General features: G+C 71.9%; 10 protein-coding genes. 8 read left to right on the plus strand and 2 right to left on the minus strand.

What is annotated here, in order from left to right; genetic code table 11:
* Positions 1–85: 85 nt before the first annotated feature.
* Genes OG589_RS41155 through OG589_RS41165 form a run of 3 tightly spaced genes read left to right on the plus strand, consistent with a single transcriptional unit; the run spans position 86 to position 3,389 of the window.
* Positions 86–1,030, plus strand: coding sequence for an ATP-binding cassette domain-containing protein (locus OG589_RS41155; protein ID WP_405144161.1), 945 nt, complete (start codon positions 86–88; stop codon positions 1,028–1,030).
* Positions 1,027–2,616, plus strand: coding sequence for an ABC transporter permease subunit (locus tag OG589_RS41160; protein ID WP_405144162.1), 1,590 nt, complete (start codon positions 1,027–1,029; stop codon positions 2,614–2,616). Before OG589_RS41155 ends, OG589_RS41160 begins: the two co-directional genes overlap by 4 nt.
* Positions 2,613–3,389: an ABC transporter permease gene (locus tag OG589_RS41165; protein WP_405144163.1), complete on the plus strand. Its 777-nt coding sequence runs from the start codon at positions 2,613–2,615 to the stop codon at positions 3,387–3,389. Before OG589_RS41160 ends, OG589_RS41165 begins: the two co-directional genes overlap by 4 nt.
* Positions 3,390–3,551: 162 nt before the next feature.
* Here the strand turns inward: OG589_RS41165 and OG589_RS41170 are convergent, their stop codons facing one another.
* On the minus strand, positions 3,552–6,437 hold the full coding sequence (locus OG589_RS41170; RefSeq protein WP_405144164.1) for an AAA family ATPase: 2,886 nt from the start codon (positions 6,435–6,437) through the stop codon (positions 3,552–3,554).
* A 108-nt stretch (positions 6,438–6,545) separates the two neighbouring features.
* Here OG589_RS41170 and OG589_RS41175 point away from each other — a divergent pair, with 108 nt between their 5' ends.
* Positions 6,546–7,007, plus strand: coding sequence for a PPOX class F420-dependent oxidoreductase (locus tag OG589_RS41175; RefSeq protein ID WP_405144165.1), 462 nt, complete (start codon positions 6,546–6,548; stop codon positions 7,005–7,007).
* A 182-nt stretch (positions 7,008–7,189) separates the two neighbouring features.
* Complete coding sequence (locus OG589_RS41180) at positions 7,190–8,491, plus strand: glycoside hydrolase family 18 protein (protein ID WP_405144166.1); 1,302 nt, start codon at positions 7,190–7,192, stop codon at positions 8,489–8,491.
* Positions 8,492–8,580: 89 nt separating this feature from the next.
* On the opposite strand, the gene OG589_RS41185 is transcribed toward OG589_RS41180, so the two are convergent.
* The gene (locus tag OG589_RS41185) at positions 8,581–9,519 is read right to left on the minus strand and encodes an NADP-dependent oxidoreductase (protein WP_405144168.1); all 939 of its coding nucleotides are present in this window, start codon (positions 9,517–9,519) and stop codon (positions 8,581–8,583) included.
* A 479-nt stretch (positions 9,520–9,998) separates the two neighbouring features.
* Between OG589_RS41185 and OG589_RS41190 the strand changes: the two genes are divergently transcribed.
* From OG589_RS41190 to OG589_RS41200, 3 genes are all read left to right on the plus strand, one after another.
* Positions 9,999–11,606, plus strand: coding sequence for a hypothetical protein (locus OG589_RS41190; RefSeq protein WP_405144169.1), 1,608 nt, complete (start codon positions 9,999–10,001; stop codon positions 11,604–11,606).
* Between the two features lie 92 nt (positions 11,607–11,698).
* A complete protein-coding gene (locus OG589_RS41195) occupies positions 11,699–12,598 on the plus strand; it encodes a glycosyltransferase family 2 protein (protein WP_405144170.1) in 900 nt (299 codons plus the stop codon).
* Between the two features lie 59 nt (positions 12,599–12,657).
* Complete coding sequence (locus OG589_RS41200; RefSeq protein ID WP_405152223.1) at positions 12,658–13,539, plus strand: glycosyltransferase family 2 protein; 882 nt, start codon at positions 12,658–12,660, stop codon at positions 13,537–13,539.
* The last annotated feature ends 21 nt before the right edge of the window (positions 13,540–13,560 follow it).

Here is a 13,560-nt window from a genome sequence, read left to right on the forward strand (position 1 = left end):
CCCCCAGGATGCCGCCCCTGACCTAACAACGACATGACGGCCTCCGTTCGGCCCACGTTATGGCCGTGTCCGTAGAACCGAACGCATGGATGCGATCATCGAAGTCGACGGCCTGCGCAAACGCTTCGGGCCGACCGTGGCACTGGACGGGATGTCCTTCACCGTGAGGCCCGGGCATGTCACCGGCTTTGTCGGCCCTAACGGCGCCGGCAAATCCACCACGTTGCGGGTGATCCTCGGCCTGGACGCGGCCGACGAGGGCAGCGCGCTGGTCGGCGGGCGGCCGTACCGGAGCCTGCGTTTCCCGCTGCGCCACGTCGGCGCGCTGCTGGACGCCGCGGCGCTGCAGCCGAGCCGCACCGCCCGCGACCATCTGCTGTGGCTGGCCCACTCGCAGGGACTCGGCGTCAAGCGGGTCGACGAGGTGGCCGAGCAGGTCGGGCTGCGGGAGGTGATCCGGCGGAAGGCGGGCGGCTACTCCCTGGGCATGCGGCAGCGGCTCGGGATCGCCGCGGCGCTGCTCGGCGACCCGCCGGTGCTCATGCTGGATGAGCCGTCCAACGGCCTCGATCCCGAGGGCATCGTGTGGATGCGCGGCTTCCTGCGGTCGCTGGCCGCGGAGGGCCGCGCCGTCCTGGTGTCCAGCCACCTGATGAGCGAGCTCGAGGACACCGCCGGTCATCTGGTGGTGGTGGGCCGGGGCCGGGTCGTCGCGGACACCAGCGTGGCCGATCTGATCGAGGCCGCGTCCCGCGACCGGGTCACGCTGCGCACCTCGGCGGAGTCGGAGGCCATGACCGCGCTGGCGCACGCCGGTGCGGACGTGGCCGCCACCGGTCGTGACACTCTCACCGTCTCCGGCCTGGCGGCTGAGCGCATCGTGGCCGTCCTCAGCGAAAATGCGGTGCCGTTCTCCGAGGTATCGGCGCATCGCGCGACGCTTGAGGAGGCCTACATGGACCTCACCCGGGACGCGGTCGAGTTCCGCGCCGCCACGGGGGCCGCCGCGGGACGGGAGGCGGCGCGATGACCACCGGCACAGTCACGCCGTACCGTTCGGGCCTGCGGACCGGGCGCGACGGGTTCACGCAACTGCTGCGCGCGGAGTGGACGAAGTTCCGGACGGTCCGCGGCTGGATGATCGGCATGGTGGTCGCGGCGCTGGTCACCGTGCTGCTCGGGCTGTTCAGCGCGGCAGGCAACCACTCGTCTTGCAGCAAGGGCCCTGTCGAGGTCGCCTGCCCCACTCCTCCGGTGGGACCGGACGGCGAAGCGGTGAAGGACCAGTTCTACTTCGTGCACCAGTCGCTGACCGGGAACGGCAGCATCACCGTCCGCACGACCTCGATGACCGGCCGGATCAAACAGCCCCCGCCTCCCGGCACTATCGGTCCCGGTCCCGAGCCCGTCCCCGGCCTCGTGCCGTGGGCGAAGGCCGGCATCATGATCAAGGAGAGCACGAAGCAGGGCGCGCCCTACGCGGCGGTGATGGTCACCCCTGCCCACGGCGTGCGGATGCAGTACAACTTCACGCAGGATATGGCGGGCCGTCCGGGTTCGGTATCGGGGAAATCGCCGCGCTGGCTACGGCTCGTCCGCTCCGGTGACACGATCACCGGCTACGACTCGACCGACGGCACGAACTGGTCCAAGGTCGGTACGGCTCGGCTGGCCGGGCTGCCGACCACGGTGCGGATCGGGCTCTTTGCCGCGTCCCCGGGCGATGTGACGGTGAAGCAGGACGTCATCGCCGGCAGCATCGTGCAAGCACGCTTCAGCGAGGCCACCGCCGTCTTGGACAATGTCAGCCTGCAGGGCACGGTGTCTCGCGGCGCTTGGAGCCGTGACGATGTGGGAGTCAGCTTCGAGCTCGATGAGGTCACCCCCCACCACCCGGGCGGCGCCGTCGAGTCCGGCGGCACGTTCACCGTGACCGGGAACGGCGACATCGGGCCGCTCGGAGAGGACGGAAAGATCGAGTTCACCCTCACCGGCGTGATCATCGCGCTGACCCTGGTGATCGTCCTGGCGGTGATGTTCATAACCGCCGAATACCGGCGCGGCCTGATTCGTACCACCCTGCTCGCCACCCCGCGGCGCGGCCGGGTGTTGATGGCGAAGGCCGTCGTGATCGGAACGGTCACCTTCATCGCCGGGCTGGCCGCAGTCATGGTCACGGTCACGTTCGGCACGCGGATCCTGCGTGCCAACGGCAACTACATCCTCCCGGTTTCCCTGTTCACCGAGGTTCGCGTCATCGTGGGCGTCGCAGCGCTGCTCGCCGTCGCGGCGGTCTTCGCCCTCGCCCTTGGCGCCTTGTTCCGGCGCAGCGTCGCGGCCGTCATCACCGCCATCGTGCTGATCATCCTGCCCCACGTCCTCGCGACCACCTCCGTCCTGCCCGACGGCGCGGTGCAGTGGCTGCTTCGGCTGACCCCGGCCGCCGGCTTCGCCATCCAGCAGAGCATCCCGCAGTACGCGCACGTGACCGGCCACTATGTCCCGCAGGCGGGCTACTACCCGCTGCCGCCGTGGGCCGGCTTCGCCGTGCTGTGCGGCTACACCGCACTCATCCTCGGCCTGGCCGTCTTCCAGTTTCGCCGGAGAGACGCATGAGACGAGAACTGCACGCGGAGTGGACCAAACTGCGCACCACGAGAGGCACTGGCGGGCTGCTTCTCGGGATCATCACGCTGACCCTCGCCGTAAGTGCCGCGGCGGCCGCCACCGTGTCCTGCCCGCAGGCGGGCTGCGCCTACGACGCCACCAGGATCAGCCTCTTCGGAGTCCAGGTGGGCCAGGCGATCGTCGCCGTCCTGGCCGTGGTGGCGATCACCGGCGAGTACGGCACCGGCATGATCCGCACCACCCTGACCGCGATGCCGCGCCGGGCCGCCGTCCTGGCCGCCAAGGCGGCCGTCCTCACCGGCCTGACGCTCGCCGCGGGCACCCTCGCCGTGCTCGCGTCCGTGCTGGCCGGGCGGCTCATCCTGCCCGGCAACGGCTTCACCCCCGCCCACGGTCAACCGCTGATGTCCCTGGCCGACGGCTCCACGCTCCGGGCGGCCGCCGGATCGGTCCTCTACCTCGCGCTGATCGCTCTGCTCAGCCTCGGCGTCGCGGCCGCCGTGCGGGACTCCGCGGCGGCCATCGGGGTCGTGCTCGGCCTGCTCTATCTCTTCCCGATCATCATCCTCATGGTCTCCGATCAGGACTGGCAGCGGTTCCTCTGGCAGATCTCGCCGATGAACGCCGGGCTCGCCATCCAGGCCACCACCCATCTCTCCAGCCTGCCCCTCAGCCCATGGGCCGGGCTGGGCGTGCTCGCCACCTGGTCCGCGGCGGCGCTCACCGCCGGCGGCCTCCTGCTCCGGCGCCGCGACGCGTGATCGGTGGCTCCGGCGGCGCGACGGGTGAGCGGTCGCGTCGGCGGTGCGACTCATGATCGGTGGCTCCGGCGGCACGTCGGGTGAGCGGTCGCGTCGGCGGCACGCCGGGTGAGTGGTTCTTCCCGGCTGTATGACGGTGGGGACGCCCCGAGGGCCGTCGGGCTAGCTGTCGAACAGGCGGAGCCGGTGGGCCGTCGCCGACGCCTCGCCCCGGGAGGCGACGCCGAGCTTGGCGAGGATGTTGGAGACGTGCACGCTCACGGTCTTCGCCGAGATGAACAGCTCGGCGGCGATCTCGCGGTTGCTGCGACCGGTCGTCACCAGACGCAGCACCTCGTGCTCGCGGGCCGTCAGCCTCAGCTCGGTGCCCTCGGAGGCCGCCGGGGGATCAGGGGCGGCGGACTCGTCGGCGATCGGCAGGCGCGCCCTCCTGGCCAGGGAGCCGATCTCGTCGGCCAGGGGCACGGCGCCGAGCCCGCCGGCGAGGAGGGCCGCCCGCGACAGCCGCCTGGCCGCCTCGTCGCGCTCGCCCTCGGCGACGGCGGCGTGAGCGGCGCCGAGCAGGGCACGGGCCTCGGCGTACGGCTGGCTCAGCGCGGCCCAGGCGGCCACGGCCCTGTCCCACGCGGGGAGGTCGGCCGAGCCGGACGCCCGGGCCACCTCGGCCTGGAAGGTGAGACGGTGGGCCTGCTGAAGATCTCCGTCGACCTCCTGCTCGGCGGCCAGCGCGCGCAGCTTGCCGAGCAGGGGCCCGGCCACCTGGACGCACGTCACGAGCACCGGCCAGACGTAGCGCGAAGCCGCACCCGGGTCGTGGTCGCCCAGATATTTCTCGACCAGCGTGAAGGCCTCGTCGCCGCGACCGTGCGCGATCAGCAGCTCGATCTCCCTGCGGAGGTGCGGCAGGATCGTCTGGTCGCGGTAGGTGCCGAAGGCCATGATGCTCCTCGACGACTGGAAGAGCGCGCCTGCTCGATCGAGCTCGCCCCGGGCCAGGGCGATGTCGGTGGCGAAGCCCTGCAGGCTCGCGCGGTAGGGCGGGGGCGGCATGACGTCGAGGGCGCGCTGGATGACGCTCAGCGCCTCGTCCCACTGCCCCAGCGAGAGCAGCGGCTCGGCGAGATTGATCGCCAGGAAGGCGCCCGAGGTGCGGGCCATGCCGTACGCCTCGGCGTCGGCCATGCCCCTGCGGGCGACCTTGGCGGCCTCCTCGTGCCGGCCGGCCCCCTCCAGCGAGTCGGACTCGGAGATGGCGGCCCGCATGAGCCCGTGGTAGGTGGGCGCCCGGCCGGCGATCTCGCGTGCCCGCGTGTACGCGGCGTCCTGGGTCTCCGACTCCGAGTAACGCCACTTGGACCAGGTGAGCGTGATGAGGGCATGCGCCTCGATGTCGGCGTCGCCCACGAGGCGGGCTATGCGCATGGCCTCCTCTGCCAGCGCTTCTCTCTCGGCCCAGGCGTCGGGCCCGTGGAGCGTGCGCGCGAGGTTCTCCAGCACCTTGGCGCGCAGCTCGGTGGGAGGGTCGGCGGGTACGAGCCGGGCGGCCGTGCGCAGGTCTTCGAGGAACCCCACCCGGCCCAGGTCGTACCGCACGAGCCCGCGCTGTCGCAGCACCCGGGCCGCCCGGACGGGGTCGGCGTCGCTGTCGATCTCGCGCAGGGCCGCCTTGGCCAGCGAGATGCCGCGCTCGAACTCACCGGCCAGATGAGCCACGGTGATGGTCTGCCTGATCATGTCGACGTAGTCGTGCCCGGTCTTCTCGGCCGCGCCGGGCACGGTGTCCCACAGCTCCAGGACCCGGGTGAGCATGCGCAGCTGCTCGTCGTAGGCGGCCGACCTCCTGGCGGCGATGGCCGCGCGCCACGCGCTGACGAGCGCCGAGGGGGCGTCGTGCGCGGCGTGCCAGTGGTGGGCCAGCTCGACGGCTCCGCGCAGGGCGGGAAGGATGGCGGGGTCGCGCTCCAGGGTCTGGGCGAAACGGGTGTGCAGGCGGGTGCGCTCACCGGGGAGCAGGTCGTCGTGCACGGCCTCGCGGATGAGCGCGTGCCTGAAGGCGTACCCCTCGCCGTCGACCATCAGCACGTTGCCGGTGACGGCGGGGCGCAGCGCGCGCGACAGCGCGCCGTCGTCGAGACCCGCGACCGCGGCGAGCAGGGCGTGCTCGATGCGGGCGCCGCCCGCGCTGGCCACCCTGAGCAGCTCCTGGGTGTCCTCGGGTAGGCGCTCGACGCCGGCCAGGAGCAGATCGCGCAGCGACTCGGGCAGAGCCTCGCCCTCGCCGCCGCTGAGCAGCGCCTCCACGAACAGCGGGTTGCCCTCGCTGCGGGCGTAGATCACATCGACGTCGAGCTCCAGGGGCTCCCTCTCGAGGATGCCGGCGGCCTGCTCGACCACCTCGCGCCGGCTCAGCCTGCCCAGCTCCAGCCGGGCCACCCAGTCGATGCGGCTGAGCTCGGTCAGCAGGGGGCGCAGGGGATGGGTGCGGTGGAGCTCGTCGGAGCGGTAGGTGACGAGGGTCAGCAGGCGGGTGTCCGGCCGCTGGTAGCGGGTGAGGAACGACAGCAGGTCGCGGGTGGAGCGATCGGCCCAGTGGGCGTCCTCGATGACCAAGACGGTGGGCTCCAGCTCGGCGAGCCGCTCCATCAGGCCGAGGACCTGCTCGAACAGCCGGGCACGGGCCTCGGCGCCGTCGTCGTCGGGCTCGCCGAACTCCGGGAGCAGGCGGGCCAGCCCCCGCGTGCGCCCGCCTGGGACCAGCGCGGCGATGCCCTCGCGGCCGAGGTCGCGCGCGAGCGTGCGCAGCACGGCGGTGAAGGGGGCGAAGGGCAGGCCGTCGGTGCCCAGCTCCAGACAGCCGCCGACGAGGACCCGGGCGGAGCCGGCCCGCTGGACGAACTCGCGGATCAGGCGGGTCTTGCCCACACCGGCCTCGCCGCCGACGAACACGGTGGTGGCGGCTCCGGCGCGCACCCGGGCGAGCGCGTCGCGGAGGAGGCCGAGCTCGTCCGCGCGCCCGACGAACAGGGGGCTCACCGTATGGGCCGTCACGCCCACAAGAATGCCAGCCGCCTCTGACATTTCCCCAGACGGGCAAGATCGCGGTGGTGCCGGTGGTGGCGGAGTGAACGGTGGGCCGCGTCGTCGTACAGTGAGGCCATGAGCCCGAGGATCGCGACCGCGGACACCGTCACCCGTGAGCAGCTGCTCGACTTCATCCGTGAGCGCCACAGGGCGCTCGTGATCACGACGCGGGGTGACGGCGGGCCGCAGGCGTCCCCGGTGACCTGCGGTGTGGACGAGCTCGGCCGCATCGTGGTGTCCACGTATCCCGAACGCGCCAAGACCAGGAACGCCCGGCGCGACCCCAAGGTGAGCGTCGTCATCCTGTCCGACGACTTCGACGGGCCGTGGGTCCAGGTCGACGGGGCCTGCGAGGTCCTCGACATGCCCGAGGCGCTCGAACCGCTGGTCGAGTACTACCGGTCCATCTCGGGCGAGCACCCCGACTGGGACGACTACCGCGCGGCCATGGAGCGCCAGGGCAAGTCGCTGCTGCGCATCACTCCGGTGAGATGGGGCCCGGTCGCCACGGGCGGCTTCCCCGCGCGCCTCGCCTGATCACCCGTTCCCGAACCGGCGAAATGCCGCCTTGGGGAACTTGGCCGGATTCGTACCACCCGTTGATCGGAACGGGCGGGGAGAAGGCATTGACGCGTCGCACGGGGGACTCTACGATCCGTGAAAACTCATAGGAAACTTTCCTATAAATAAGCTCCTCCGAGCAGCAAGTGGAGATGGCCGTGCGACGTCCTTTCCAGCACCTACTCGCGGCGGCGATCGCCGTCGGCCTCGCCGCGGTGGCCGTGCCCGCCGAGGCCCTGGCGGCGACAGCCGTACCCGCGCGAGCCCAAGCGCATCCGGACGGCGGTGACCGGTTCAAGCGGGTCGCCTACTTCATCCAGTGGGGCATCTACGGCCGCGACTACCACGTCAAGGACGTGGACACCAGCGGTGCCGCGGCCAAGCTGACCCACATCAACTACGCCTTCGGGAACGTCGGCGCCGACGGCACCTGCGTCTCGGCCGACGCCTGGGCCGACTGGCAGCGGCCGGTCTCCGCCGAGGAGAGCGTGGACGGCGTCGCCGACCAGCCGGGCCAGGCGCTCAACGGCAACCTGAACCAGCTCAAGAAGCTCAAGGCCAGGAACCCCGGCCTCAAGACGCTGATCTCCCTCGGCGGCTGGACCGGGTCGAAGTACTTCTCCGACGCCGTCAGCACCCCGCAGGCCCGCAGCGCGCTCGCCGCCTCGTGCGTCGGCCTCTGGCTCAAGGGCGACCTGCCGGGTCTGGCCGCGGGCGCCGGCGCGGGCGTCTTCGACGGCATCGACCTGGACTGGGAGTGGCCGGGCTCGGAGGGCAACGCCGGCAACGTCATCAGGCCCGAGGACAAGCACAACTTCACGCTGTTCGCCGCGGAGCTGCGCCGGCAGATGAAGGCGTACGACGCGAAGAGCGAGCTCACCGCCTTCCTGCCCGCCGCCGCAGCCAAGATCGACGCCGGCTTCGAGGTCCGCGAGGTGTTCAGCAGCCTGGACTTCGCCACGATCCAGGGGTACGACCTGCACGGCTCGTGGGAGAACAGGACCGGCCACAACGGCAACCTGTTCACCGACCGCAAGGACCCGAACCCGGTCAAGTACAGCGTGGACGCCACCGTCCGCGACTACCTGTCGCGCGGCGCCCCTGCCAAGAAGATCGTGGTCGGCGTCCCCGCGTACGGCCAGGGCTGGACCGGCGTGAAGTCCACGGGCAACGGCCTGTACGCCCAGGCCACGGGCCCCGCGCCCGCGACGTGGGCACCGGGCACCGAGGACTACAAGATCCTCGTCAACAAGCCCGGCAAGCGGTACCGCGACCTGCTCACCGGCACGCTGTGGCTGTACGACGGCAACGAGTTCTGGTCGTACGACGACCCGGCGTCGCTGCTGGAGAAGGCCGCCTACATCAGGCTGAAGGGGCTCGGCGGCTCGATGATGTGGTCCATCGACCAGGATGACACCAAGGCCTCCCTCACCTCGGCCCTCTACAAGATCCTCCGCTGACAAAAGACCGGCGGCGTACCGAGCATCGGTACGCCGCCGGCCGATCCATGCCGGAGGCCCGGCAGGAGATGCTCTCGCGCAGGGACGGGTCAGCCGGTGCTGACCCTCAGGACGATCTTGCCTCGGGTGTGGCCCGTCTGGCTCAGGCGGAAGGCTTCGGCGGCGTCGGAGAGGTCGAGGACGGTGGCCACCTCCGGCACCAGGCGTTCGGCCTCGATCAGCCGCGTGAGCTGGTCCAGGTCGTCCCGGCTGGGCCGGGCGAAGACGAACGTGCCGCCGAGGTCCCGCACCCCGTCGTCGGCCAGGGACACCACGCGCTTCCCTGCGCCGCTCGCCAGCAGGGCCACCGACGAGGTCAGCTCGCCGCCGCCGTACATGTCGAGGATCGCGGTCACCCCCTCGGGCGCCAGGGCGCGGACCCGGTCCGCGAGCCCCGGGCCGTACGTGACGGGCCGCGCGCCGAGCCTCATGAGGTGGTCGTGGTTGCGCTCGGAGGCCGTGCCGATGACCTGGGCTCCGAGGGCGACGGCGATCTGCACGGCGAACGACCCGACGCCGCCGGCCGCCGCCTGGACGAGCACGGTGTCGCCAGGGCCGACGTCAAGGGCGTGGACCAGCGTCTGGTACGCCGTGAGGCCCGCGATGGGCACGGCCGCGGCCTGCTCCCACCCGAGGTTGGCCGGCTTGCGCGCGATCGTGCGGGTGGGCGCGGCGACCCGCTCGGCGTACGTCCCTCGGCCGATGGTGTCTGTGCGGAGGTACCCGACCACCTCGTCACCGGGCGCGAACTCCGTCACCGTCGGGCCGACGGCCGAGACCACGCCCGCGACGTCCCACCCGGGGATGACGGGGAAGTGCACGTCGAACCGGCCGTCCAGGTGGCCCGCGGCGATCTGCCAGTCGACGGGGTTGACCGCCGCCGCCCTGACCTCGATGAGCACCGACTCCGGGCCGAGCTTGGGCTCGGGCGCCTCGCGGAACTCCAGGACCTCGGGCCCGCCGTACCGCCTGTAGCTGATCGCCTTCACGGGTCCCCTCCCGAGCCGGACAGCCGAACTCCACCGAGACGATCAAACCACGAACCCCCGCCGTGTACGGTGACCGCGCCGAGCGCCGCTGGACGTAGAACTCGCGTTCTAGGAACTTTTGTCATGGTGAGGGCGTATAGCTGGTGAGACGTCTACGGGGACGAGGGCGGGGGGCGGGGCCCTGCCCGTGCTGAAGCCGGAGTTCCACGGGGGCGGAAATGACGGGGACGAGACGCCGATGGTGTCCGTCCTTCGTGCTCGCCGGGCTGGAAAAGGGTCTCGTGAATTCCGTGCGAGTGACATCCGGCTCCGTGATGCGAAAGTGATCGCGCGGACATATCTTTTCCAGCTGGGCGCCGCGCCGGAAAGCAGGCGGATCGCGCGGCATTTGCGGGGTCGGGTGAGCGGGCTTTGCCGGAATTATCGACGGTGGTCTCGTTTCCACGCAGTGGGCCGGAGGCGGCCGGGGGACGGGCGTGGTGAGGCGATATCTGGGGTTCCGGCAGTTCGTCTCCGACACCCAGCAGGGCCTCCTCGGCACGGCCTGTCTGCTGACCGGGTCAGGCGCGGAGGCCGAGTCGCTGGTCCGGTCGGTGTACGGGTCCATCGGCGCCGACTGGGCGAGGCTCCGGTGGCAGGATCCGGTGGCGGCGGCCAGGGGCGTCCTCTACCGGCGCGTGCTCGCGGCGGGCGCCGGGGCGGGAGGCGACGCGGGCGGCGAGGCCGGGCCGCTCTCCGGGCTGCCGCTCGAAGACCGGGTGCTCCTGGTGGCGTCCCACCACGAGGGCGTTCCGCTGGAGAGCACCGCGTGGGTGCTCGGCATGGCGACGGAGCCGGCCCGGGAACGGCTCGCGGCGGCGGAGGCCGTGCTGGAGCTGCGTCTCGAAGGCCGTTCCGTCGCCGAAGCGCTGGCGGAGCACGCCGATCGGGCCCCGGAGGTGGCGGACCTGGCCGAGGGGGCGCTGGCGTCCGTCAGGAAGGGCCGTGCCGGACGTGCCGCCATCCTGGTCGTCGTGGTGGCGGTGATCGCCGCCGGAGCCCTCTACCTCAACCGCGACAAGCCGGATCCCGAGTACGTGTGGAAGCCGGGACCGTTCGATCCGCCCGTCCAGTACGCGTATGTGCCGCAGACCACGGCGTGCGCGGATTCCGTCCCCCCTTCCGAGGAGCAGTCAGCGATCCATTGCACCGAGTGGAAGGTCTTCACGGCGTACAAGCAGGGGCAGAGCGGGCGGATGGAGCTGGGCACCTGGTTCGGAGAGGGCTGCGGGGACGACGGCTGCAGTGCGGACATCGACCTGGTCGACGCGGTGAACAGCGTGCACACCCGCGAGCGGGGAAGCTCGGTGCCCTTGCGGGTGAGCCCCGACGGGCACCGCATCGCGTACTTCAGCAAGGCCCGGTCGCGCTTCGTCGCCTGGGACCTGCCCTCGGCGCGCATGGTGGACATCTCCCCGCCCGTCCCGTGGTCGACTCTGTTGGACGTAGCGGGACTCGACATGTCTCCCGACGGCCGCGTGTTCGCGGTCGCCTTCGGCGGTACCGGACCCCGGGTGCTGATCACCGACTTCACCACGGGGACGACCTCGGCGATGCCCGGCTACTGCGGGGTGATCGGCATGGCCAGAGAGGGCGCCACCATGGCCCTGAGACGGGAGTGCCCCGAGTTCGCCGACGAGTTGACCGAGACCCCCAAGACCGTGGTCATGATCGACCGGAACCGCAAGGTGACCAAGGAGTTCACCGCGACCGGCGTCGACGGGCTGTCCCCGGACGGGCGCACGCTCGCCGGGGTGCTCACCGACTTCGACCATGGGGACGAGCAGTACTTCGTGACCACCGACCCCGTGACAGGACGCGTCAACGAGCGGTTCCCGCTGAAGCCCCTGTCGGAGCCGAGTTACTCCTTCGCGCGCGAGTGGCTCGGCGACCGCGAGTACCTCGTCAACGCCGTGACGGAGGTGGGACACGAGTCCTTCGGGTTCTACGCGGTCGACGTGCGGACCGGGAAGTCCGAGCGCGTCCGCGACGTCGGCCTGAACCCCGGATCCCGCGTCGAGTTCGGGAAGATCCGCAGGGACAAGTAGCCCGTCACGGGCGGCACGCCGATGTTTGCCCACCTCAGATGGGGTTATGGGTCGCCACGGGGGGCTTTCGCCCTTCCGGGGGGTGAGGGCGAGTGATCGCGCGTACCGGAGACGGGGCGGAGACCGGCGAGGTCCCGGTCACCGTCGTGATCGCCACGAGGAACCGCCGCGAGGAGCTCCTCCACACCCTGGGACGCCTGCGATCCCTGCCCGAGCGCCCCGCCGTGATCGTGGTCGACAACGCCTCGTCCGACGGAACGCCGGGCGCGGTGCGCGACCGCTTTCCCGAGGCCCGCGTGATCCGCCTGTCCCGCAACCTCGGAGCGCCCGCCCGCAATGTGGGAGTGCAGGCGGCGAGGACGCCGTATGTCGCCTTCAGCGACGACGACTCCTGGTGGGAGCCGGGGGCGCTGCGGCTGGCCGCCCGTACCTTCGCCGAGTACCCGCGTCTCGGCCTGCTCGCGGCGCACGTGCTGGTGGGATCCGAACGCGTGCCCGACCCGATCAACGCGGCGCTCGCCGCCACCCCGCTGCCCGAGGACGCCGCCCAGCCGGGGCCGTCCGTCCTCGGCTTCCTGGCCTGCGCGTCCGTGGTGCGCCGCCGGGCGTTCCTGGACGCCGGGGGGTTCAGCGCCGTGCTGTTCTTCCCGGGGGAGGAGCAGCTGCTCGCCTACGATCTCGCCGCCCTTGGCTGGGACCGGTGCTACGTGCCCGGCGTGGTGGCCGTCCACCACCCGTCCCGCACGCGGGGCGCCGCGCCGGCCAGGCGCCAGGCCGAGCTGCGGAACGCGCTTCTGACCGTCTGGCTGCGCAGGTCCGCACGGGTCGCGCTGCGCGAGACCGTACGGATGGCCGTGCGGACCTTCCAGGACCCGGACTCCCGCGCCGCCATGCTCGGAGCCCTGCGCCGGATGCCATACGCCGTGAACGGCCGCCGCCGTCTCCCGGCGTCCGTCGAGGCGGACGCCCGGCTGATGGAGACCCGCCCATGACCGTGCCCATGACCGGGCCCGAGCCCGCCACAGCGCCCGCCATCGGGCCCGACGGCCGGATGACCGTGGTGATCATCACGATGGACCGGCGGGCCGAGCTGCTACGCACCCTCGGGCACATGACGGCGCTGCCCGAGCGGCCGCGCGTCATCGTGGTCGACAACGGCTCCCACGACGGCAGCGCGGACGCGGTGGCGCGGGACTACCCGGGCGTACGGCTGATCCGCAGCCCGCGCAATCTCGGCGCGGTCGCCCGCAATGTCGCCGTGGAGGAGGTGAGCACCCCGTACGTCGCCTTCTGCGACGACGACACCTGGTGGGAGCCTGGCGCCCTGTCCGAGGCCGCCGACCTCCTGGACGGCCACCCCGAGCTGGCGTCGGTCACCGGGCGCATCCTGGTCGAACCGGACCTGCGCGAGGACCCGATCACGCCCGAGCTGCGGTACTCGCCCATCCAGGGGCCGGGCTGGATGCCGGGCCCGGCGCTGCTGAGCATCCTGGCGGGAGCCTCGATGCTGCGGGTGGTGGCGTTCCGCGAGACCGGGGGGTTCTCGCCGCGCATCTGGCTCGGCGGCGAGGAGGAGCTCCTCAGCCTGGACCTCGTCTCTCGTGGTTGGTGGCTGTGCTGGGCCGAGGGCGTCGTCGTCCACCACGCCGCGTCCAAGATCCGCGATCGGCGGCTGCGCCGGAGGCTGGGGATACGCAACACCCTGTGGACGGCCTGGCTGCGCCGCCCGGCCCCCGACGCCCTGCGCAGGACCGCGGCGGTGCTCCGCTCGGTGCCGAAGGACCGCGCCAGCGCATCGGCCGTGGCGGCGGCCGTGGCCGGGCTCCCGTGGGTCCTTCGCGAGCGCCGGGTCGTGCCCATGGACGTCGAACGGGGACTGCGCCTGCTGGAGGAACCGCAGCGGACCTCGGTCGCGCGCCGGTACGTGGACTGACCGCGTTGTGCCACCCCGGCA

Source organism: Sphaerisporangium sp. NBC_01403, from assembly GCF_045040145.1.
Taxonomy (GTDB): Bacteria; Actinomycetota; Actinomycetes; order Streptosporangiales; family Streptosporangiaceae; genus Sphaerisporangium; species Sphaerisporangium viridialbum.

Coding starts and splice junctions, on each gene's coding strand:
- OG589_RS41200 (WP_405152223.1), top strand. CDS start 12,658: ATGACCGTGGTGATCATCACGATGGACCGGCGGGCCGAGCTGCTACGC.
- OG589_RS41175 (WP_405144165.1), top strand. CDS start 6,546: ATGAGCCCGAGGATCGCGACCGCGGACACCGTCACCCGTGAGCAGCTG.
- OG589_RS41155 (WP_405144161.1), top strand. CDS start 86: ATGGATGCGATCATCGAAGTCGACGGCCTGCGCAAACGCTTCGGGCCG.
- OG589_RS41160 (WP_405144162.1), top strand. CDS start 1,027: ATGACCACCGGCACAGTCACGCCGTACCGTTCGGGCCTGCGGACCGGG.
- OG589_RS41165 (WP_405144163.1), top strand. CDS start 2,613: ATGAGACGAGAACTGCACGCGGAGTGGACCAAACTGCGCACCACGAGA.